The organism is Pectobacterium sp. PL64, assembly GCF_022477975.1.
GTDB lineage: Bacteria > Pseudomonadota > Gammaproteobacteria > Enterobacterales > Enterobacteriaceae > Pectobacterium > Pectobacterium jejuense.
In genome coordinates this window covers 67,250-90,065 of record NZ_CP092070.1, presented here as the reverse complement: position 1 = coordinate 90,065, position 22,816 = coordinate 67,250, and the positions used below count along the sequence as shown (strand labels likewise).

The 22,816-nt window shown below is 52.9% G+C and carries 22 protein-coding genes; 15 read left to right on the top strand and 7 right to left on the bottom strand.

Annotated elements, in window-relative coordinates:
- Positions 1–45 precede the first annotated feature (45 nt).
- A complete protein-coding gene (locus tag HP572_RS00395) occupies positions 46–342 on the bottom strand; it encodes a hypothetical protein (RefSeq protein ID WP_010282972.1) in 297 nt (98 codons plus the stop codon).
- Between the two features lie 215 nt (positions 343–557).
- Between HP572_RS00395 and HP572_RS00390 the strand changes: the two genes are divergently transcribed.
- A complete protein-coding gene (locus tag HP572_RS00390; RefSeq protein ID WP_240584467.1) occupies positions 558–2,630 on the top strand; it encodes an NADPH-dependent 2,4-dienoyl-CoA reductase in 2,073 nt (690 codons plus the stop codon).
- A gap of 97 nt (positions 2,631–2,727) precedes the next feature.
- On the opposite strand, the gene rlmG is transcribed toward HP572_RS00390, so the two are convergent.
- On the bottom strand, positions 2,728–3,867 hold the full coding sequence (rlmG, locus tag HP572_RS00385; protein ID WP_205553704.1) for a 23S rRNA (guanine(1835)-N(2))-methyltransferase RlmG: 1,140 nt from the start codon (positions 3,865–3,867) through the stop codon (positions 2,728–2,730).
- A gap of 161 nt (positions 3,868–4,028) precedes the next feature.
- Between rlmG and HP572_RS00380 the strand changes: the two genes are divergently transcribed.
- The 3 genes from HP572_RS00380 to sstT all read left to right on the top strand — a co-directional run bounded on the left by HP572_RS00380 (position 4,029) and on the right by sstT (position 7,849).
- Positions 4,029–5,027, top strand: a complete 999-nt coding sequence (locus tag HP572_RS00380; RefSeq protein ID WP_240584466.1) for a Gfo/Idh/MocA family protein — start codon at positions 4,029–4,031, stop codon at positions 5,025–5,027.
- A 253-nt stretch (positions 5,028–5,280) separates the two neighbouring features.
- Entirely contained in the window at positions 5,281–6,234 is a 954-nt protein-coding gene (locus HP572_RS00375; protein WP_240584465.1) for a TerC family protein, read from the top strand.
- Between the two features lie 367 nt (positions 6,235–6,601).
- Positions 6,602–7,849, top strand: a complete 1,248-nt coding sequence (gene sstT / locus HP572_RS00370; protein ID WP_240584464.1) for a serine/threonine transporter SstT — start codon at positions 6,602–6,604, stop codon at positions 7,847–7,849.
- Positions 7,850–7,932: 83 nt separating this feature from the next.
- Here sstT and HP572_RS00365 read toward each other — a convergent pair whose 3' ends face one another.
- The 4 genes from HP572_RS00365 to uxaC form a co-directional block, all read right to left on the bottom strand.
- The gene (locus tag HP572_RS00365) at positions 7,933–8,463 is read right to left on the bottom strand and encodes a YgjV family protein (RefSeq protein ID WP_039510620.1); all 531 of its coding nucleotides are present in this window, start codon (positions 8,461–8,463) and stop codon (positions 7,933–7,935) included.
- Positions 8,464–8,567: 104 nt separating this feature from the next.
- Positions 8,568–10,058 (bottom strand): UxaA family hydrolase, encoded by a 1,491-nt coding sequence (locus HP572_RS00360; protein WP_048256592.1) that lies wholly within the window; start codon positions 10,056–10,058, stop codon positions 8,568–8,570.
- Positions 10,059–10,077: 19 nt separating this feature from the next.
- Positions 10,078–11,544, bottom strand: a complete 1,467-nt coding sequence (locus HP572_RS00355; protein WP_240584463.1) for a tagaturonate reductase — start codon at positions 11,542–11,544, stop codon at positions 10,078–10,080.
- 324 nt (positions 11,545–11,868) lie between these two features.
- A complete protein-coding gene (gene uxaC / locus HP572_RS00350; RefSeq protein WP_240584462.1) occupies positions 11,869–13,278 on the bottom strand; it encodes a glucuronate isomerase in 1,410 nt (469 codons plus the stop codon).
- A gap of 414 nt (positions 13,279–13,692) precedes the next feature.
- On the opposite strand from uxaC, the gene HP572_RS00345 reads away from it, so the two are divergent.
- The 10 genes from HP572_RS00345 (at position 13,693) to HP572_RS00300 (ending at position 20,926) form a co-directional block, all read left to right on the top strand.
- A complete protein-coding gene (locus HP572_RS00345) occupies positions 13,693–14,994 on the top strand; it encodes an MFS transporter (protein ID WP_182813302.1) in 1,302 nt (433 codons plus the stop codon).
- Positions 14,995–15,203: 209 nt separating this feature from the next.
- Entirely contained in the window at positions 15,204–15,980 is a 777-nt protein-coding gene (gene exuR, locus HP572_RS00340; protein WP_039303063.1) for a transcriptional regulator ExuR, read from the top strand.
- Between the two features lie 501 nt (positions 15,981–16,481).
- Positions 16,482–17,165: a DedA family protein gene (locus HP572_RS00335; RefSeq protein ID WP_040032654.1), complete on the top strand. Its 684-nt coding sequence runs from the start codon at positions 16,482–16,484 to the stop codon at positions 17,163–17,165.
- A 2-nt stretch (positions 17,166–17,167) separates the two neighbouring features.
- A complete protein-coding gene (gene mzrA, locus HP572_RS00330; protein ID WP_205553726.1) occupies positions 17,168–17,563 on the top strand; it encodes an EnvZ/OmpR regulon moderator MzrA in 396 nt (131 codons plus the stop codon).
- A gap of 5 nt (positions 17,564–17,568) precedes the next feature.
- On the top strand, positions 17,569–17,973 hold the full coding sequence (locus HP572_RS00325) for a DUF1090 domain-containing protein (protein WP_240584461.1): 405 nt from the start codon (positions 17,569–17,571) through the stop codon (positions 17,971–17,973).
- A gap of 175 nt (positions 17,974–18,148) precedes the next feature.
- Positions 18,149–18,454: a YqjD family protein gene (locus tag HP572_RS00320; protein WP_040032650.1), complete on the top strand. Its 306-nt coding sequence runs from the start codon at positions 18,149–18,151 to the stop codon at positions 18,452–18,454.
- 13 nt (positions 18,455–18,467) lie between these two features.
- Positions 18,468–18,863 (top strand): phage holin family protein, encoded by a 396-nt coding sequence (locus tag HP572_RS00315; RefSeq protein ID WP_205553730.1) that lies wholly within the window; start codon positions 18,468–18,470, stop codon positions 18,861–18,863.
- Complete coding sequence (locus tag HP572_RS00310) at positions 18,860–19,150, top strand: YqjK-like family protein (protein ID WP_014914073.1); 291 nt, start codon at positions 18,860–18,862, stop codon at positions 19,148–19,150. The genes HP572_RS00315 and HP572_RS00310 overlap by 4 nt, the downstream gene beginning before the upstream one ends.
- A 276-nt stretch (positions 19,151–19,426) precedes the next feature.
- A complete protein-coding gene (locus tag HP572_RS00305) occupies positions 19,427–19,822 on the top strand; it encodes a DoxX family protein (protein WP_010282928.1) in 396 nt (131 codons plus the stop codon).
- Between the two features lie 108 nt (positions 19,823–19,930).
- The gene (locus HP572_RS00300; RefSeq protein ID WP_048256595.1) at positions 19,931–20,926 is read left to right on the top strand and encodes a glutathione S-transferase family protein; all 996 of its coding nucleotides are present in this window, start codon (positions 19,931–19,933) and stop codon (positions 20,924–20,926) included.
- 88 nt (positions 20,927–21,014) lie between these two features.
- Here the strand turns inward: HP572_RS00300 and HP572_RS00295 are convergent, their stop codons facing one another.
- Positions 21,015–21,911 carry a LysR family transcriptional regulator gene (locus tag HP572_RS00295; protein ID WP_010282925.1) on the bottom strand — a complete coding sequence of 299 codons (897 nt, stop codon included), beginning with the start codon at positions 21,909–21,911 and terminating at the stop codon, positions 21,015–21,017.
- A gap of 114 nt (positions 21,912–22,025) precedes the next feature.
- Here HP572_RS00295 and HP572_RS00290 point away from each other — a divergent pair, with 114 nt between their 5' ends.
- The gene (locus HP572_RS00290; RefSeq protein WP_040032641.1) at positions 22,026–22,724 is read left to right on the top strand and encodes a pirin family protein; all 699 of its coding nucleotides are present in this window, start codon (positions 22,026–22,028) and stop codon (positions 22,722–22,724) included.
- Positions 22,725–22,816 lie beyond the last annotated feature (92 nt).

The window sequence follows — 22,816 nt, the reverse complement described above, 5'->3', positions numbered from 1 at the left end:
ATGAGGAGGAATTGTGTAAGGAAGCGGAAGGATTGCGTTAACGCGTTACCGCAGTGAACGCCTAAAGGCGCTGGCTTCTTGTGCCAACACATCAAGATGGGCATGAACGACCTTCATTTTCTGAATCAGCGGATTACGCTCCGGCGAGCTATCCATCGAGCTCAGCTGTGCAGAGAGCCGTTCAATCTGCGCACAAAGGTAAGCGTCACGCTCTTTCGCCTGAAGCAACTGCTGCTGGAGGGACTGATGTTCCTGCCGCCACGTCTGTTGCTGACGTTGAACGCTTTGCTCTAACGCCCGAAGCGCGCTATCCAGCCGATATTCCAACTCTTCCACCCGCATAACGATACCTTTGCCCAATAAACTCGCGGATTATAATGTCACACGCCCCCGACAACAAATACTCCAGCGTACGATCCCTTGCCTGCACGCGCTTCTCCCTATGGTTAGCAATGACATCAATCACAATAAAGAAACATAAATTTCACAACTCCCTCAATTACGGCTAGATTGAACACCATGACTCATCAGACCAGTTAACTTCACCGGAGAGTGCAATGACTGCCTACCCCACGCTGCTTTCCCCACTCGATCTTGGCTTCACAACGTTAAAGAACCGCGTGGTGATGGGATCCATGCATACCGGTCTGGAAGAACACCCGGACGGCACCGAAAGGCTGGCAGCATTTTACCGTGAGCGCGCGCAGGGCGGCGTTGGCCTGATTGTCACCGGCGGCATTGCGCCAAACGCCAAAGGTGCCGTTGCCAAAGGCGGCGCGACCCTGCATGACGAGGCGCAGCTCGCGCATCATCAGGTGCTGACGCAGGCGGTACACGATGCGGGCGGGAAGATCGCGCTGCAAATTCTCCACGCCGGACGCTACAGCTATCAGTCCGATCCGGTCGCGCCATCAGCTATTCAGGCACCGATTAACCGCTTTGCACCACGAGAAATGAGTACGCAGGATATTGTGCAAACTATCGATGACTTTGCCCGTTGCGCCGCGCTGGCGCAGCAGGCGGATTACGACGGCGTGGAAATTATGGGGTCGGAAGGCTACCTGATTAATCAGTTTCTGGTGACACACACCAACCATCGCGATGATGAATGGGGCGGCGATTTCCAGCGCCGTAGCCGCTTCGCGCTTGAGATTGTTCGCGCCGTGCGGGAACGAACGGGCCCAGACTTCATCCTGATTTACCGTTTATCGATGCTTGACCTGATAGAAGAAGGATCAAGCTGGCAAGAAATTGTGCAACTGGCACAGGCGATTGAGCAGGCAGGCGCCACGCTCATCAATACCGGTATCGGCTGGCATGAAGCGCGTATTCCGACTATCGCCACGCTGGTGCCGCGCGGTGCCTTCGGCTGGGTCACGCAGAAGCTGATGGGGAAAGTCCGCATCCCGCTGATTACCACCAACCGCATCAACGATCCTGGCGTCGCGGAACAGCTTTTAGCCGAAGGCTGTGCCGACATGGTGTCGATGGCGCGCCCTTTTCTCGCCGATGCGGAACTGGTAGCAAAAGCGCAGTCGGGACGTGCAGATGAAATCAATACCTGTATCGGCTGTAATCAGGCCTGCCTCGATCAGATTTTTGCTGGCAAGGTCACGTCCTGTCTGGTTAACCCACGCGCCTGCCACGAAACTGAACTGCCAATCCAGCCCGCCAGAGTCGGTAAACGCTTTGCGGTTGTCGGCGCGGGGCCTGCTGGCATGGCTTTTGCCGTCAACGCCGCCGCACGCGGCCATCAGGTCACGCTGTTCGAATCGTCTTCCTATATCGGCGGACAGTTCAATATTGCCAAACAGATACCCGGCAAAGCCGAATTTTATGAAACGCTGCGCTACTACCGTCGGCAGCTAGAATTGCTCGGCGTCACGCTTCGCCTGAGCACGCAGGCAACGGCCGCCGATTTACTTGGTTTTGATGACGTGATTCTGGCCTGTGGCATCGTGCCGCGTATTCCCGCGATTGCAGGTGTCGATCACCCTAGCGTGCTGAGCTATCTGGACGTGCTGCGCGACAAAAAGCCCGTCGGCAAACGGGTCGCGATTATCGGTGCAGGCGGCATCGGTTTCGATACCGCGCACTATCTTCTAAACGAGAATAGTCTTCTTAGCGATAACAGCCTTCTTAGCAAGAACCATCGTCTTAATCCCCAGTCTTCTCAGGAAGGACATGGCGATTTTTATGCGGAATGGGGCATCGATAAACAATTGCAGCACCGGGGCGGCCTGCTGCCTAAACATCCTGACGGGCTTCCCCACCAGCGGGACATTACCGTATTACAGCGGAAGACCGGCAAGCCCGGTGAAAATCTGGGGAAAACGACAGGCTGGATACATCGCACCACGCTGCTGCGCCACGGTGTAACGCTGCTGGGCGGCGTGGAATATCATCATATTGATGATGAGGGGCTGCACATTATCCACGACCAGCAAATGCGCTGTTTGCCAGTGGATAACATCATTATTTGTGCCGGTCAGGAACCTAACCGTAAGCTGTATGACCCTTTACTCGCTGCTGGGTGTCACGTTCATTTGATTGGCGGTGCCGATGTGGCGCAGGAATTAGACGCACGCAGAGCGATCGATCAGGCCACCCGGCTGGCGTTAATATTGTAGTTCGTGGGACACACTAAGTTCGTAGAGAAGAAAAATCAGTTTTGCGAAACAGATTCCGCTTCGTGAGGCTAATTCAGCCTCACGAAGCAGGAGCCGCTTAGCGGGACGAGCCCGTTTTCACGGCGCGCAGTACCGCGAACTTCGTGTTGCTGGCGAGGGTTTCACAGTTACCGAACAGACGCTTCAACTTGTGGAAATAATCCAGATGGCGATTCCCCACAATGCGCAGTTCTCCGCCGACCTGAAGGCAGCGGCGGGCATCCATAAACATCTGCCAGGCGATTTCGTCCGTCACCGCCTGCTGCTGGTGGAATGGCGGATTACACAACACCGCCTGCAACGTATCGCGCTTCACACGGGCCAATCCGTGGTTCACCACGAAGCTACAGCGCTCGATATCCTGCGGGCAGTTAACCTCAACGTTCGTCTGGCTCGATGCCACCGCCATGTAGGATTCATCAAAGAAGCCGACGGTAGCCTCTGGGTTGGCTTTCAGCGCTGCCAGCCCAATGACGCCGTTGCCACAGCCGAGATCGATGATCTTACCGTCTAGCTGTTCCGGCAAATGCTGCATAAAGAAGCGTGCGCCGATATCCAGCCCATTACGCGAATACACGTTAGCCAGGTTTTGAATGCGATAGCCGTAGCCATCCAGCTCCCACTCAGTAGTAAGTGATTGCTCACTGACTTTGAGTTCCGCCCACTCACAATGAACCAGACGCGCCTTTTTCCAGGCCAGAGAGGTTTTCGTCGGCCCCATCACGCGTTCAAACAGTTGCAGCGTAGAGGTATGAATATCCCGTGCTTTCGCCCCGGCGATGATGCGCGTTTGCGGCGTAACAACCTTGCGCAACATTCTCAACTGGTGTTCCAGCAGCGCGATCGTTTTCGGTATTTTTATCACTACCAGCGCGGGCGCATCCGGTAGTTCCGCCATGCTATCCAGCAGCGTGACCGCATCGACATCATAACCGTTCAGTTCCAGATTATGTCGCGTCGCCAGTTGGCTTAGGTAAGAGTCGCTGATACTAACGGGCGATTGCGCCTGTAAACCGCAGGCCAGCGCACCAAACGTATCATTGAAAATCAGGCGCGGACCCGGCGCGATTTCCATGGTAGCCAGTTCACGCAGCAGATATTCATCTGCGGCATCCCACGCCTGTAGCGCCGAGTTTTCAGCGACCTGAGGGTAACGCACCAACGTCAGGTTGCACGTTTCCAATTCGAGTTGGCTCATTAGCCTCTCCTGCATCATAAAATTTGCGCTGTTTATCCCTTAAAATAGCCCGTCAGTAAATGCTTTTCTCTGCCAGAACCGGAAATGATTGACATTGCCTTGTCATTTCACCGTGATAATCTGCATAGTCATCATCCATGCCTTCAGGATACCAAACGCTTATGATTCGCTTCGCCATTGTAGGAACCAGTTGGATCACCCGTCAGTTTGTTGATGCCGCCCATGAAACCGGCAAACTGAAGCTCACCGCCATCTATTCACGTACGGCAGAAAAAGCGCAGCCGTTTCAAGCCGATTACATGGTGGATACGCTGTTTGATTCACTGGAAGCCATGGCGAAATCCGATCTTATCGACGCCGTGTATCTGGCCAGCCCTAATTCCCTGCATTGCGAACAGGCACTGCTTTTCCTGAGCCACGGCAAGCACGTCATCTGCGAAAAACCGCTGGCTTCCAACCGCTATGAAGTCGAACAGATGATCGCCTGCGCCAGAGAAAATCAGGTTGTGCTCTTTGAAGCGTTCAAAACCGCCAGCCTGCCCAATTTTAGCGTGATACAACAGGCGCTGCCAAAAGTCGGCAGGCTGCGTAAAGTGGTGCTGAATTACTGCCAGTATTCTTCACGCTACCCGCGCTATCTGGCGGGCGAGAACCCGAATACGTTTAATCCTGCATTCTCCAACGGTTCCATCATGGATATCGGCTACTACTGCTTAGCCTTCGCCGTGGCGCTGTGGGGCGAACCGTGCACCACGCAAGCCAGTGCGACACTGCTGGAAAGCGGCGTAGACGCACATGGCTGCGTCATCCTGAATTATGGCGATTTCGATGTGACCATCGTCCACTCCAAAGTCAGCCACTCCGCGATACCCAGTGAAATTCAGGGGGAAGACGGTTCGCTGGTGATTGAAAAAGTGTCCGAATGCCAGAACGTGAAATTCATTCCGCGTGAAGGTAAGCAAGTGGATCTCAGCCAGCCGCAGCATATCAATAGCATGCTGTACGAAGCCGAGGTCTTTGCCATGCTGGTAAACGATAACGACATTAACCATGCGGAACTGGCACGATCGCGCACCGTTGCGGGGCTGCTGACGGAAATTCGCCGCCAAACGGGTGTCGTATTTCCTGCCGATGCCGCGACGCCGGGAAATGCGGAGTAAGACAGCGATAATTATTTGACCAAGATCATCTTTTCACCTATCTTCTGTCAGGCAAAGGGGAGTAACTTTTCCGCCGGTCAATCGTCATTACGATGCTTTACGCATCCGGTTACCGGGCAACCTTGATGAGACAGCTTCATTAATGTTGTAAGTGAGACCTTGCCGGAAGGCGAGGTGCATCTGCAGCTTTAATAACAAGCGGCCAGCGTCCTTCCGATGTTGGCCGTTTTTGTTTCTATTTAAGGATCTTGCTATGCACACCATCGGCACGCCATGGTTATGGGGCAGCTTCGCTGCCATTGTTATAGTGATGCTGGCCATCGACCTGCTCTATCAAGGGCGCAAAGGGTCGACGGTAATGACGTTCAAACAGGCTGCCGTCTGGTCTATCATCTGGGTCACGCTCTCTCTGCTGTTCAACGCCGGTTTCTGGTGGTATCTGGACGGTACGATGGGTCGCGAGGTGGCCAACGCCCAGTCGCTCGCCTTCCTGACCGGTTATTTGATCGAGAAAGCGCTTGCCGTCGATAACGTCTTCGTCTGGCTGATGCTATTCGGCTACTTCGCCGTTCCCCCGCAATACCAACGTCGCGTGCTGATTTACGGCGTGCTGGGTGCCATCGTTCTCAGAACGCTGATGGTGTTTGGCGGCAGTTGGTTAGTCACGCAGTTCCAGTGGCTGCTCTACGTGTTCGGTGCATTCCTGCTGTTCACCGGCCTTAAAATGGCGCTGGCGAAAGAAGATGGCGGCGCGATCGGCGACAAGCCGCTGGTGCGCTGGCTGCGTAGTCGTCTGCGCATGACGGATAGCATCGAGAATGAAAAATTCTTCGTCCGTCGTAACGGTATCCTGTATGCCACGCCGCTGTTTCTGGTGCTGATTATGGTTGAAATCAGCGACGTGATTTTCGCCGTAGACAGTATCCCGGCTATTTTCGCCGTCACGACCGATCCCTTTATCGTACTGACATCAAACCTGTTCGCTATTCTGGGCCTGCGTGCGATGTACTTCCTGCTGGCTGGCGTGGCTGAACGCTTCTCGCTGTTGAAATATGGTCTGGCCGTCATCCTGATCTTCATCGGTACCAAGATGATGCTCATCGACATTTTCCATATTCCGGTGGCAGTCTCTCTGGGCGTCGTTGCCAGCATTCTGGTCATCACCATGCTGATCAACGTCTGGGTGAACAAACGCGCCGAGCGTTAATCCTGCTTTTCACCTCTCCGCACGGCTTCGACTGTGCGGAGAGGTTTCCCCATTAATGCTTTCTACATTCATACATACGTTTCGACACACGCCCTACGCAACTGCCCGCAGGGTGACGGACTAAGGATGTCCGTCATAAAAAAACGTCGGGAGCGTTTTTCAACGTTGCATAGCAACGGCCCGCAGGGTGATGGACAAGGATGTCCGTCATAAAAAACCACATCATTGCTTTTCTCAAAAATAAATTTTCATATACTGATACACGCAAACACACTTCGTTACGGAAAGAAAAAGCCACCCGGCGCAGGCCAGAGGTGTCAGCTCCGTACAGACAACTACTTAGCGGAACGGTTATCCCGTCAAAATTATGAACACTCAACACTCTCGTTTTTTGCAGTACATTACCCACGGCAGCCTGGTTAAACAGATTCTTCTGGGGCTTGCGGCTGGTATTATTCTGGCCTCGCTGTCTACGCAGGCCGCACTGGCGGCTGGCTTATTGGGAACGCTGTTCGTCGGCGCATTGAAAGCCGTCGCCCCCATTCTGGTATTAGTGCTGGTCATAGCGTCTATCGCCAACCACCAACAAGGGCAGAAAACCAATATCCGCCCAGTCCTGTTTCTTTACCTCATCGGCACCTTCTCAGCGGCGCTGATTGCCGTGGTGCTAAGCGTCCTCTTCCCTTCCACGCTGGCGCTCAACGCGCAGGCCGCCGACATCACGCCACCGTCAGGGATTGTCGACGTGCTGAAGGGGCTATTGATGAGCGTCATCGCCAACCCGATTCACGCGCTGCTGAATGCAAATTACATCGGTATTCTGGTCTGGGCCGTTGGGCTGGGCATTGCATTCCGTCACGGTTCGGACAGCACCAAGAACATGATTACCGATGCCTCCAACGCGGTTACCATGATCGTGCGCGTCGTGATTCGTTTCGCACCGCTGGGGATTTTCGGTCTGGTCGCCTCAACGCTGGCGGAAACGGGCTTCAGCGCACTGTGGGGCTATGCTCATCTGCTGATGGTGCTGATCGGCGGCATGCTGCTGGTCGCGCTGGTGGTCAACCCGCTGATCGTCTACTGGAAGATTCGCAGCAATCCTTATCCGCTGGTGCTGCGCTGCCTGCGTGAAAGCGGCGTGACGGCCTTCTTTACCCGCAGCTCCGCCGCCAATATTCCGGTGAATATGGAACTGTGCCGCAAGCTGAATCTGGATGAAGACACCTACTCTGTCGCCATTCCGCTGGGTGCAACCATCAATATGGCAGGCGCGGCGATTACCATCACGGTGCTGACATTGGCCGCCGCCCATACGCTGGGTATTCAGATTGACGTGCCGACCGCGCTGCTGCTCAGCGTCGTGGCTTCACTGTGTGCCTGTGGTGCCTCGGGCGTGGCGGGTGGTTCACTGCTGTTGATTCCACTGGCGTGCAGCATGTTCGGTATCTCCAACGATATCGCCATGCAGGTGGTTGCGGTTGGTTTCATCATCGGCGTATTGCAGGACTCGGCAGAAACCGCGGTGAACTCCTCGACGGACGTGATGTTCATCGCCGCCGTATGCCACGCGGAAGATGCCAAGCTGGCGGAAAAAGAGCGCTTGAATCTGCTGTAACTGATTAGGGAGTGATTATCCCCTTTCCTCTCACGCCGTTCGCGTCAAAACGAACGGCGTGAGATTAAGAGAAACACTTGAAATTACGCTTTATTCTCTACGCTGAAAGGATCGATGCCTCGCTGCTGCATGCGCCAGAAGCGAATGATGTTAAAGCCGTTCATCAGCAGGAAACTGCCTTCGATCAGCGACCCACCAATCGAGCCCAGCCAAATATTATGCGCGACCCAACCGGCGGTTGAGCACCACATCACGCAGCGCGTCGTCAACCCCGACGTACGAAACAGCGCCCAGGTACTGGCGACCGTGCCCGCTATCGGCAGCAGTTCCATCGCATGGTTCATGCCCGACAACCCAAAGAGCAGCGTCAGTGAGATAAAGACAAACATCACGAGGATGTTGTGCGTTTTCAGTGAGATTAGCGTACGTGCCGAGTTCAACAATGCGCTGGCACCTGCCGCATTTGCCCCCATCAGGAAGAAATGCAGACCAATAACGGCGCTGTATGCCGAGAGCTGTATTTTAAATTTTTGATCGTTACGGTTGAAAAACATGGTGATACCGACCAGAAATGCCAGTACACCAACAGACTGGGCAATCCAATAATGTGTCATGATCCCTGCCTCTAAAAGTTGTAGCAAATAAAAGTTGTGGCGAAAAAAAACGGCGCCATTATAAAAATGAAACGCCGTTTTATTTTAATTGGAATGGATGAGATTTACAACGTCACGCCGCTCTTAAATATGGCTAATTCGCGGAAGTCGTTCACTTCGTTCTTCGTCCGTTTGCCGTCAGCAATCTCGACAATCAGCTCCACAAACTGGCTCAGCAGTTCATCCATCGGCATGTCGTGGATCAGACGCCCCGCATCGAAATCAATCCAATGTGGTTTCTTCTTCGCCAGCTCGCTGTTGGTCGCCAGTTTTACGGTAGGCACGAATCCACCGTAAGGTGTGCCGCGTCCGGTACTGAACAGCACCATATGGCAACCGGCACCCGCCAGCGCGCTGGTGGCGACGGCATCATTCCCCGGTGCGCTGAGCAGGTTGAGCCCTGGGGTATGTAAGCGCTCACCATATTTCAGCACGTCCACCACTTTGCTCTGTCCGGCTTTTTGCGTACAGCCCAGTGATTTCTCTTCCAGCGTGGTGATCCCGCCCGCTTTGTTGCCCGGCGAGGGGTTCTCGTAAATCGGCTGGTTGTGTGCGATGAAGTACTGTTTGAAGTCGTTCACCATGTGCACAGTTTTCTCAAACGTAGCTTCATCACGGCAGCGGCTCATCAGGATACGTTCCGCACCGAACATTTCCGGTACTTCGGTCAGCACAGTGGTGCCGCCGTTGGCGATCAGATAGTCGGAGAAACGGCCTAACAGCGGGTTCGCAGTAATACCAGACAACCCATCGGAACCGCCGCATTCCAGACCAAACTTCAGCTCACTCAACTTACCCGGTTCACGTTTGTCGTGGCGCATCGCCTCATACAGCGTATGCAGCCGTTCCAGACCGGCTTCGACTTCATCATCCTGCTGCTGACACACCATGAACGTCACGCGGTCGGAATCAAAATCGCCCAGCGTCGTGCGGAATGCGTCAACCTGATTGTTCTCACAGCCCAGACCTATCACCAGTACCGCACCCGCATTTGGGTGACGCACCATGTTCTGCAGCATCGTACGGGTGTTTTCGTGATCCTGACCAAGCTGTGAACAGCCGAAGGTATGGCTGAACAGGTAAACGCCGTCGATCCCTTCCGCATCGTTGGTTTCTTTCAGGAAACGCTGCTGAATCTGACGCGCAATCCCGTTCACGCAGCCAACGGTTGGCAGGATCCACAGCTCATTCCGGATACCCACATCACCATTTTTGCGACGATAGAGCTGCACATCCCGATCGCCCATCTGTGGCGGCAGTTCGAGGAACTCAGGCTGATACTGATATTCATCCAGATCGCTCAGATTGGTTTTCGCATTCTGAGAATGGATGTGTTCTCCGGGAGCAATAGACACCAACGCATGGCCGATCGGCAGGCCATACTTGGTAATCATTTCTCCCGGTGCGATGGTTTCCAGCGCGAACTTATGTCCGCGCACGACAGGTTGCTGAAGTGTCACCGTATGGCTATCCACCGACACCGTTTCGCCTTGCTCGACATCACGCAGGGCGACAGCCACATTGTCCAGAGAATGAATTTTTATAATACTTTGCATGGATAACCCTTCTTGCTGATTAGCAATAATCTTCCACAGCTGCGCGCATGCCGCGCTCAACGATGGTTTGTAACTGTTCAGTCACCTGCGCAGCCAGGCCAGGAACCTGTGTTAAATCCTGTTCCCAGTGATCGGCATCGCGCAGTACAACATTCACCAGTTCAGCCAGGCTGACGGTGTTTTCTTTTACGCCCACCCACAGCGTGGAATAACGCTCCAGCCAGTGTGCATCGTCCTGCAACGGATAGGTTTGTAACGCATCGCCTTCACCGCTGCGCTCGCCGCGATAGAATGCAATCAAGGCCGCCAGCGCAAACGTCAAGCGAGCAGGCAGTTCACCGTGACGCTCACGGTAGGTCAGCAACTGCGGCAGAATACGGGTCCGGAATTTGGTCATGCCATTCAGCGAGATAGATAACAGCTGATGCTGAATGAACGGGTTACGGAAGCGGCTTAGCACAGCCTGAGCAAACGACGTCAGTTCGTCATGCGGCAAATCCAATACCGGCACAATCTCTTCGGCAATGGTTTTTTCCACGAACTTACCAATCAGCGCATCATTCATCGATTCGCCAACGGTATCCAGACCTGCCAGGAAGGCGACCGGCACCAGCGCAGTATGAGCACCGTTGAGAATCGCGACTTTACGTTCTTTGTACGGCTTGATGTCATCAACGATACGAACGTTCAGATCCAGCTTGTTCAGACGCAATTCTTCCGCCAGCCACTGTGGCCCTTGAATCACGAACAGGTAGAAATGCTCTGCCGTATCCCAAAAGGTATCCTGATAGCCCATTTCCTGCTGTAGCGCTTCCACTTCGGCACGCGGGTAACCCGTCACAATGCGGTCTACCAGCGTCGAGCAGAAGGTGTTGTGATCGTTCAGCCAGGCGGTAAACGTTGGCGTCAGTTTCCACTGTGCGGCATAGCGCAGCACCAGCTCTTTCAGCGCCACGCCGTTGTAATCAATCAGCTCGCACGGCAGCAGCACCCAGCCTTTATCCGCCGCACCGTCAAAATGACAGAAGCGCTCATACAGCAGACGGGTTAATTTCGCAGGGAAGCTGACAGGCGGTGCGTCGTTCAGTCGGTCATCCGCGTGGTAACTGATACCCGCTTCGGTGGTATTGGAGAACACGAAGCGGATATTCGGATCGTGTGCCAGCGCCAGATACTCATCGAACTGACGGTACACGTTAATTTCACGGTTTACCGAACGGATCAGGCGGGGTTCGCGAACCGCCTCGCCCTGCTCGTTCAGACCGCGAATAATCGTGGTGTACAGCCCATCCTGCGTGTCCAGCGCGGGCGGGAAATCGGAATCGATCGGGCGAACCACAACAATCCCCGCATCCAGATCGGTGTGCTCATTCAGCAAATCCAACTGCCAGTCAACGAAGGCGCGCAGGAAATTGCCTTCACCAAACTGGATAACACGATCCGGGTGTTGACGACCGGGGAAGTTACGACGATTTAACGTTTGCATTAACAGGCTACCTTAGGACGAATCTCACATTCAGGGCACGACCGAACCACCGTCATCCTTGCCCTATATTCATTCCCGTAATACTTCAAGCTGCATGTGCGTTGGCTGCGTTCACTCACCCGAATCACTTACTTGTGTAAGCTCATCGGGATTCCCTCTCTTGCCGCCTTCCTGCAACTCGAATTATTTGGGGTATACATTCACCTGCACCGAATCACCACCGATGCAGATGACAAAAGACCGAGACACCGAGAGCCGCGGCGTAATTCCCTTAAGGAGTCTTACTGCCACGTCCCTCGCGCAACTCACACCTACGCGGTGGAATTACAGCTCGATGGCAAAATAGTTTTTAGCGTTATCGAAACTGATGTTTTTCACCATTTCGCCCAGCAACGGCAGGTCGGCTGGCGCTTCACCATCTTCCACCCAGCGGCCAATCATCTGGCACAGGATGCGGCGGAAATATTCATGGCGGGTATAAGACAGGAAGCTACGGCTATCGGTCAGCATGCCGACGAAGCGGCTCAGCAGACCAAGCTGTGCGAGCTGAGTCATCTGACGTTGCATGCCGTCCTTCTGATCGTTGAACCACCAGCCGGAACCGAACTGCATCTTGCCCGGCATCCCTTCACCCTGGAAGTTACCGATCATGGTGCCGAGCACTTCGTTATCGCGCGGGTTCAGGCAGTAAAGGATGGTTTTCGGCAGCAGGTTTTCTTCATTCTGCTTGCTGAGCAGGCGAGACAGTTCCTGAGCCAGCGGACGGTCGTTGATGGAATCGAAGCCCACATCCGGCCCCAGCAGTTTGAACTGACGCAGGTTGTTGTTGCGCAGTGCGCCAATGTGGTACTGCTGAACCCAGCCGCGACGCGCATATTCCGCACCCAGCCAGACCAGTACGCCGGTCTTGAACTGTGCCACTTCATGTTCGCTCAGCGTTTCACCAGCAAGGCGGCGCGCCAGAATGTTATCCAGCGTTGCGTCATCGGCTTCGGCAAACATCACCACATCCAGCGCGTGGTCAGACACTTTACAGCCGTGTGCGGCGAAGTGATCCAGACGCTTGGTCAGCGCCGTTTGCAGATCGCTGAAACGACGAATGTCGGTGTCGGAGACTTCACCCAGTTTCGCCATGTAGTCGTTGAAGGCTGCCAGCTCAATGTTGAACGCTTTATCTGGACGCCAGCTCGGCAACACTTTGATAGAGAAGCTTGCATCCTGAGCAACGGTTTTATGGTGGCGCAGATCGTCAATCGGATCGTCTGTCGTACCCACCATTTTCACGTTCATCTGCTGCATGATGCCGCGTGCGGTAAAGTCATCGCGCTCCAGCATGGCATTACAACGATCCCAAATGTCTTTTGCCGTGCTCGGCGACAGCAGCGTGCCGGTGATGCCGAACGGACGACGCAGTTCCAGGTGTGTCCAGTGGTAGAGCGGGTTGCCGATGGTGTGTGGCACGGTAGCAGCCCAGGCTTCAAATTTTTCCCAATCGCTGGCATCACCTGTACACAAACGCTCAGGCACGCCGTTGGTGCGCATCGCACGCCATTTGTAGTGATCGCCTTTCAGCCAGATGTCATACAAATTTTTGAAGCGATAATTTTCCGCAATCTGCTCAGGCGGCAAATGGCAGTGATAGTCAAATATCGGTTGGTCGACGGCATACTCATGATAAAGACGACGGGCAAATTCACTGTCTAACAGAAAATCTTCACTCAGAAACTGGGGCATGTTCTCTTCCTTACCGTGCTTCTTGTGCACCAAATTAGTTGACCGTTAAAAGATATCACACCAATTATGCTCGATATCTCACAGTATTTGTGAGGTCATGATCGCAAAAATGTAACAAACAGTACAATAACTCAGCATTTATCGCCGTAAAAGGCTTGTCTCTCTCGGTTTAAACGAGGAATCCGCTATTCCATATAAAAATAATGGTTTTGTGATATCACTCAACTTTTAAAGTTGTATGACAAATTATTGTAGCGCTGCCTTAAGCAGGGATTCAATCGCTATCTCACAAAGAGAAGGGTTTTCCTGTTCAGCACAACAACAAAACGTGTCGTACAACATCACAAGACACATTACACCGTGACGCCACTCAAGAGCCATCACAGTGTTTTTATTGACTCGGAGAGAAAGTAAATGCGTAAAATCAAAGGATTACGCTGGTATATGATCGGCCTGGTGACCATTGGCACCGTGCTGGGATATCTGACGCGTAATGCAATTTCTGTTGCTGCACCGACGCTACAGGATCAGTTACACATCACCACACAGCAGTATTCTTACATCGTTGCTGCCTACTCAGCTTGTTATACCATTATGCAGCCCATCGCCGGCTATGTACTGGATTTGCTGGGTACAAAAATCGGCTATGCCATGTTCGCCATTCTGTGGGCCATCTTCTGTATGGGCACCGCGCTGGCAAATAGCTGGGGAGGTTTAGCGATCGCCCGCGGCGCGGTCGGTATGGCAGAAGCGGCCATGATCCCTGCCGGCCTGAAAGCCAGTAGCGAATGGTTCCCGGCAAAAGAGCGCTCTGTTGCGGTGGGTTACTTCAACGTGGGGTCATCCATCGGCGCCATGATCGCGCCACCGCTGGTGGTATGGGCGATTGTGGCACACAGCTGGGAAATGGCCTTTATCATTACCGGAGCGCTAAGCCTGATCTGGGCCATCTGCTGGCTCGTTTTCTATAAGCACCCGAAAGATCAGAAAAAACTCAGCGACGAAGAGCGCGACTATATTCTTAGCGGGCAAGAAGCGCAGCACCAAACCAATAACGCGAAGAAAATGTCTGCCTGGCAGATCCTGCGTAACCGTCAATTCTGGGGTATCGCACTGCCGCGTTTCCTGGCTGAACCTGCCTGGGGAACGTTCAATGCGTGGATCCCGCTGTTCATGTTTAAAGCCTACGGCTTTAACCTGAAAGAAATCGCCATGTTCGCCTGGATGCCGATGCTGTTTGCCGATATCGGCTGCATTCTGGGTGGCTACCTGCCGATGCTGTTCCAAAAACACTTCAAAGTGAACCTGATCGTTTCCCGCAAACTGGTGGTCACGATGGGCGCAGTACTAATGATTGCACCGGGCATGATCGGGCTGTTCTCCAGCCCTTACGTCGCCATCGCTCTGCTGTGCGTCGGCGGTTTCGCGCACCAGTCATTGTCCGGCGCGCTGATTACCCTGTCATCTGACGTATTTGGTCGTAATGAAGTGGCGACCGCGAACGGTTTAACCGGAATGGCAGCCTGGATGGCAAGCACCCTATTTGCACTGGTTGTCGGTGCGCTGGCCGATACGCTGGGCTTCAGCCCACTGTTTGCTGCACTGGCCGTCTTCGATCTGCTAGGTGCTGTCGTCATCTGGACGGTGTTGAAAAACCAACCCGCATCAGAAGTCGCCGCCGCGGCGGAAACATTGAAAGAAGCCAACCAGCACTGATAATCCCTGCATTATCCTGGCTCATCCGGTATGATCTGCGACTGGGTGAGCCACCTCCCTCCGATAACACACCGCGATAACTGTGACCACAACATTGGTTGCTGCTATGATTAAGTGGTATAACAAATCATCCCTGAAAGATTAACGAGATAGACACTCAGGCCCTGACGTGGCACATGGACCGTCATCTATCGAGAGTAGACATCATCATGGCACTCACTGAACCCCGACGGCTATACCAGCAGTTAGCCGCAGAATTAAAACAACGCATCGAAAGCGGTATGTATCAGGTCGGCGAAAAATTACCGGCAGAACGCTATATTTCTGAAGAAATGAACGTCAGCCGCACCGTGGTACGTGAAGCGATTATTATGCTGGAAGTCGAAGGGTACGTTGAAGTACGCAAGGGTTCAGGCATTCACGTTATTTCCAACCAGCAGAAGAATCCGTTCATTAATAGCGGCGATATTGAATTTGTCGCGGCGGGCCCATTTGAGCTGCTTCAGGCTCGCCAGCTTATTGAAAGTAACATTGCCGAATTTGCGGCCACGCAGGTGACCCGTCAGGACATCATCCAGCTGATGGAAATTCAGGAATACGCGCGGCAAGAAGATCGCTTTCGTGATTCTCAGTGGGATCTCAAATTCCACGTTCAGGTCGCGCTGGCAACACAGAACTCCGCGATGGCGACCATCGTCGAGAAAATGTGGAGCCAACGGATTCATAATCCTTACTGGCGCAAACTGCATGAACACATTGACGACAAATCGATTGAAAGCTGGTGCGAAGAGCACGATCGCATCCTTAAGGCACTGATTCGCAAAGATCCTTACGCGGCTAAACTGGCAATGTGGCAACATCTGGAAAATACCAAACAGATGCTATTTCGCGCCACGACTGATGATTTCGAGTTTAACGTTGACCGCTATATGTTCGCCGAGAATCCGGTCGTCCACCTCGACCAGATACATACGGGCAAGTCCTAACTATGCATCCTCCCCCTTGTTTTGAGCGAAGGGGGAAAATTTTGCACCAAAGGGAAAAAGTCAGAAAACGTTGATTTCTGTCAGCGAGTGTAAAATATCGCAGAAATCCCCACTCTTCTTCGAAAAATCCCCCCAAACCGCCCCAGTTGTCGTAATATTTTTCTGTCTCAGTAACACCTATTTTGTTACAGTTAACGCGTCTTTCTTACGCTTAATCCGTCGCTTTGGATGCAAAGTCTGCCAAGACCAAACAATCCCCAAGCAGCCTGTTTATCGGGTTCGCAGCGAAAAGCGAGCATCAAGTCAGACGCCAGTTCCACCATCAGGCAGAAAAACAGAGATCATCAAAAAATCATAATCCTGTGCCCTGATATACCCTAAATAATTCGAGTTTCAGGCAACTTGGAGTATGACGGGATTAACACTGTATTCACTCTTATCATGTCCAGAAGCGTGATTGTCGCCAAGGCTAAAATGCAACAGCAGTATTAGGAATACCGGATGGAATTAATCAAAGAACTGTTAAACGCACTCTGGCATCAGGATTTCGATATTTTAGCCGACCCGAAGCTGGTATGGACCATCTACATATTACTGTTTCTGATCATCTTTCTGGAAAATGGCCTGCTCCCAGCCGCTTTCCTACCCGGCGATAGCCTGCTCATTTTGGTCGGCGTCCTCGTTGCCAAAGGCACAATGAATTACCCTTTTACGATATTTCTCCTGACGACAGCCGCCAGCCTCGGCTGTTGGGCCAGCTATATTCAAGGGAAGTGGCTTGGCAATACGGGAGTGGTTCAGGGCTGGCTATCACATTTGCCCGCACACTATCACCAACGCGCCCACCAGCTTTTCCACCGTCATGGTTTGTCCGCACTTTTAGTTGGGCGTTTTCTGGCTTTTGTCAGAACGTTACTCCCTACCATCGCAGGCTTGTCTGGCCTGAATAACGCGCGCTTTCAGTTCTTTAACTGGATGAGCGGGTTCCTGTGGGTATTTATTCTGGTTACGCTGGGCTTCGCCTTAGGAAAAACAACGGTCTTCCTGAAATATGAAGACGAGCTGATGTTCTGCCTGATGATGCTACCGCTGGCGCTGCTGTTTATCGGCCTGTTTGGATCGCTCTTTGTCCTGTGGCGTAAAAAACGTGACGCTAAAGCAGATAACGCTGAAAAAGGGAGCTAACCGTGTCAATCAGCGGGTTATTCTCTAGGCTCTTCTCCAGGAAAGCAGGTCGCATACTGCTATTGCTTGCTCTACCGATGATTGCATTGACGCAGTCCCAGTCGCTACGCCGTTCCCAAGACGATGCTATGCTACACATCAAGCCTTATGATGGTGCCGCGTTGCCAGATGGCTTTTACGTGTATCAGCGTCTCAACGAAAAAGGGATTGCGATCAAAAGCATTACGCCAGAGCAAGATAGCCTGATCGTCCGTCTGGCCTCGCCAGAACAGAGTATCGCTGCCAGAGATGTCCTGCGTTTGTCTCTGCCTAAAGTCACGATTACCGCGCAGCAAGTGACAATCCCGACACCATTCTGGCAGCAGAAACTGACACAGAAACAATCCAAACTGGGGTGACGACTATGAAACTATCTCCATCGAAACTATCTCCATCCATTATTGCCTTATCCGTCCTGCTTTCTGGTCATGCACTGGCGAATACCGCCAATCAGGTAGAGACCTGTCAGCAGAAAGCGCAAGACATTCAGCGCCAAATCGATGAAGCGCGTAAGCATGGCAATCAGAATCGCATCAATGGGTTAGAGAAAGCATTGGACGGCGTGAAAACCCACTGCACGGATGCCGGATTAGCAGAGAAGCGTCAGGAAGCCATTGCGGAAAAACGTAAAGACGTCGCTGAACGGCAGCAGGAACTGAACGAAAGCCGGCAGAAAAGAGATGACGCCGAAAAGATCCTTAAGCGCGAAAGAAAGCTGGCTGAAGCCGAGCAGGAATTACGCGCAGCGGAACGTGCCGCATCGCAATAATCCATCAATACAGTGCCCTTATAAAACACACAGCAACTGTTCATTTTATATTCAAAAAACAAATCGCTAAAATTTACAGCGAGTTATCAGAATTGTCCGTACCCGTTTGGGGCGGCATAAATTTCAGCTTCAGCTATAGTTAACTTTCAGGTTTATAACATGAAGGGTTACTAATATGGCTAAAGATCAAAATTCTGAGTACCTCCGCGCCGAATTGAAATCACTGGCGGACACGCTGGAAGAAGTATTAAGCACCTCCAGCGATAAATCTAAAGCGGAACTCGACAAGCTGCGTAATAAGGCAGAAAGCGCGCTGAAAGAAACGCGCAGTCGCCTGAGCGAGACCGGTGAGCGCATCGCTTCCCAAACCAAGGAAGCGGTTGAATCTGCGGACGATTATGTACGCCAGAATCCGTGGACCGGTGTCGGCATTGGCGCAGCAGTCGGTGTCGTGCTTGGCGTCCTGCTGTCTCGTCGCTAATTAGCGGATTGCTATGACAGATAAATCACAACAAGGCCCCGCAAGCGGGGTCATGGCTTCTGCTCAGCGCATCATCTCCATTATTGTCAGTATGGTGGAAAGCCGCGTTCGACTGGCAGTCATTGAATTAGAGGAAGAGAAAGCCAATCTGATTCAATTGCTGATTATGGTCGGCCTGACGCTGCTTTTTGCCGCTTTTGGCATTATGAGCCTGATCGCGCTGATCATCTGGGGCATCGATCCGCAATATCGCCTCTTTGCGCTGGGGTGTATTACCGCCACATTGCTCGGACTGGCGCTGATAGGCGGCATATGGACACTCGTGAAGGTACGTCGCTCCACCTTGCTCAAAGCGACGCGTAAAGAGCTGGCGACCGACAGATCGCTGCTGGAGGAAGATACCAAGTGAACCAGCGTCAGCAGCGAGACAGAGAAAAAACCCAGCTACTGCGCCAGATACAGCAGCAGCGGCTGGATTTATCGGCAGGTAAAAAACACTGGCTGGACACCACTGCCCGTTACGATCGCGGCTGGCAAAGCCTGATGCAGTGGCGTAAATACTGGATCGTGGGTTCCAGCCTCGTGGCGCTCTATGGCGTGCGCCATCCCAGCCGTATGATTCGCTGGGGACGCCGCCTCGTCGGGCTGTGGGGCACAGTCAGACTCGTTCGCAAAACATTTGAGCCACGTCCGTAATTCTTCCTATCGCCTCGGCTATCTGCCTTATCTATAAGACATTTTTCATCTGACTTTTACCTAACGCGCTCATGCCATTACAGCGCGTTCTTGCACAGTTGTTCACTGAACATCAATTTTTCTGAAATACAGCGACAATTATACTCGCTGGAAGCGCAAATCATCTCTCTATACTATCTGCCCATAACCTGATGGCGGGCCAAGTTTTCAGACCACACCTGCTACAACAAACAAAACAGGGCAATATAGCCCACAACAATATTAATTGGAGAGATGATGAAAAATTTAGAAAGCACTGCACTGCTGGTTGCACGTATCTTAATGCCAATTCTGTTTATCGTTGCAGGTTACGGTAAGCTGGGTGATGCCTATGCAGGCACACAACAATATATGCAGGCGATGGGCGTACCGTCCTTCCTGCTGCCGCTGACCATTCTGCTGGAACTGGGTGGTGGCCTGGCGGTTCTGTTCGGTCTGCTGACGCGTACCGTCGCGCTGTTCACTGCAGGCTTTACGCTGCTGACTGCTCTGATTTTCCACTCTAACTTTGCAGAAGGCATGAACCAACTGATGTTCATGAAAAACCTGACCATCGCTGGTGGCTACCTCCTGCTGGCGGTAACGGGCCCAGGCGCATTCAGTATCGACCGCCTGCTGGGCAAAAAGTGGTAAGACGAACCTTTTCCGGCCTGTACTACACTTAATAGTCGAATAACGAATGAGACGGCAAGCAGATAAGGCTTGCCGTTGTTTTATCATCACTCACTAACGGGAGGATTTATGGGACAACTGGTTGACGGCGTATGGCACGATACCTGGTATGAAACCAAATCTACCGGCGGCCATTTTAAGCGTTCAGAATCCGCATTCCGCAACTGGGTAACGCCCGATGGCGCACCCGGCCTCACCGGCAAAGGTGGCTTTCCTGCTCAGTCCGGCCGTTATCATCTCTACGTTTCGCTCGCCTGCCCGTGGGCACATCGCACGCTACTCATGCGACAGTTGAAAGGGTTAACCGATCATATCGCCGTTTCGGTGGTTCATCCGCTCATGCTCGATCATGGCTGGACGTTCGGTACCGATTTTGAAGCCGCAACGGGTGACTCACTCTATCAGCACGAATTCCTCTACCAGCTCTACCTGCACGCTATGCCAGACTACAGCGGTCGGGTGACCGTGCCTGTCCTGTGGGATACCGAGCAGCACACCATTGTCAGTAACGAATCTGCCGATATCATCCGCATGCTGAACAGCGCTTTTGATGGCGTGGGAGCAACGGCGGGAGATTATTATCCAGAGGCGCTACGCGCTCAGATTGACGAATTGAACGGCTGGATTTACGACAAGGTCAACAACGGTGTGTACAAAGCCGGCTTTGCGACAAGCCAGTCAGCCTATGATGAATCCGCCACGACCGTTTTCGCCGCGCTCTCCGATTTGGAAAGCATTTTAGCAAAACAGCGTTATCTGACGGGTGAGCAGTTAACCGAAGCCGACCTGCGGCTGTGGACGACCTTGATCCGTTTCGATCCGGTCTATCACACGCATTTTAAATGCGATAAATACCGCCTGAGCGATTATCCCAATCTGTTCGGTTTTCTGCGTGATATTTATCAGATGCCCGGCATCGCCGATACCGTCGATATGGCGCATATTCGTCACCACTACTATCGTAGCCACGGCACGATTAATCCGCATGGTGTGATTTCGCTGGGTCCAGAACAAGATCTGAACCAGCCTCACCATCGCGATAAGACGTTTGTCGATTTATACTAGGGTTTTGTCGATTTTCGCTACGCAGTAGTGAAGTAGTGAACAGTGCGGCAAGGTGCGGAACCACACCTTGCCGCAAAAAGCGCGGGATTTAGGGCTGGTTCAGCAGTTTTGGAATTTCACGCAGGAACCAGGATTTCGCCTCGCCCATGCTGTCTCGCCGCCACGCCATAATAATCTGGCTTTCCATCTGATGCTCAGGCCCAATTACCAGCAAACGCCCTTCTGCAATATCTTGTGCAACCATTGGGTAAGGCATGGTCGCGACGCCTAATCCCGCCAGTAGCGCACGCCGTTTATCATCCAGCGAACTCACCGTCAGACGCTGCTGTTTATCCAACAGCTGCACGGTCAGTACCGGGCGTTCGCGCGCAGTATCCGCCATCGCAATCCCACGGTATTTCACCCGAGTTGCATCCGACAGCGGTTCAGGCTCCTGATGAATTGGATGATCTGGGCTGGCGACATAAACGTTATTCATCGTGTACAGCTTGCGGGTATTCATTTCAGAAGACGCGCGAAAATGCATGTCTGGCGCAATCACAATATCGGCGCGCCCTTGCTCAAGACGCTCCCACGCCCCGGCCAGCACTTCCGTCAGAATCGATACCTGCGTATTGGCTTTAAGCGCCAGTTTATCGATTAACGGGAAAATTCGCTGAGTAGGAATCAGCGCTTCCGTCACAATCGTCAGATGCGTTTCCCAACCGCGCGCCAGCGCTTCTGCGTCCGTCGTGAGCTTATCTGCAGCCTCCAGCAGAATACGTCCACGTTCCAGCAGCATCCGCCCGACATTCGTGAATTTAGTACGATGTCCAGAACGATCGAACAGCACCACATCTAACTCTTCTTCCAGTTTCTGCATGGTATAGCTCAGCGCCGAAGGCACCCTACCCAGCTCGTCTGCCGCAGCGGCAAAGCTGCCACGACGATCGATCGCATCCATCACCCTCAAAGCTTCCAGCGTCAATGCTCGTTCTTTCGCCATCTTCGTACTCATTCAGGAATTTTGAACATACCCACCAGATTAACTAGCTAACAATCCAACGTCCACACAATTACTATCAGTTCAATAAATAATTCTCTGGGGGGGATAACAATTATGATCACACGAAGAGCAGCGGGGCAATGCGGCCAGGCCGACTATGGCTGGTTGCAGGCGCGCTATACCTTTTCTTTTGGTCACTATTTTGACCCACAGCTGCTGGGCTACGCGTCTCTGCGCGTGCTCAATCAGGAAGTATTGGCACCGGGGGCATCATTCCAGCCGCGAACCTACCCACGGGTTGATATTCTGAACATTATTCTTCAGGGCGAAGCGGAATACCGCGACAGCAACGGCGGCCACATTCAGGCCAAAGCCGGAGATGTGCTGCTGCTCTCCACGCAGCCAAACGTCAGCTATAGCGAACATAATACCAACGCCAACAAGCCGCTGACGCGGCTGCAATTATGGCTGAATGCCTGCCAGACCCGCGAGAACAGCCCGTTGCAGCGCATGGGATTGAATTCAGTAAACCATACACTGCTTGCCTCACCGGAAGGCGAACACAATAGCCTGCAACTGCGCCAGCAGGTTTGGGTGCATCATGTCGATCTCCAGCAGAATGAGCAAAGCACCATCGCGCTAAAGGGAAATCAGGCGTACCTCCAACTGATCCACGGTTCAATGGCGGTAAAAGGCAATCAGAACAGTGAAACACTGCACTGCGGCGACGGAGCCTTCATTAAGGAAGAAACGGCGTTGACGCTACAGGCAGAGTCGCCTTTGCGGGCGCTGCTCATCGATCTGGTCGTATAGCGCTTCTATCCTCGTCTTCACAGGAAAACGCCGCCAGTTCGGCGTTTTTATTCAGTCGTGGTAAGATATCCGTCTTGTTCCTCAATGCGTCA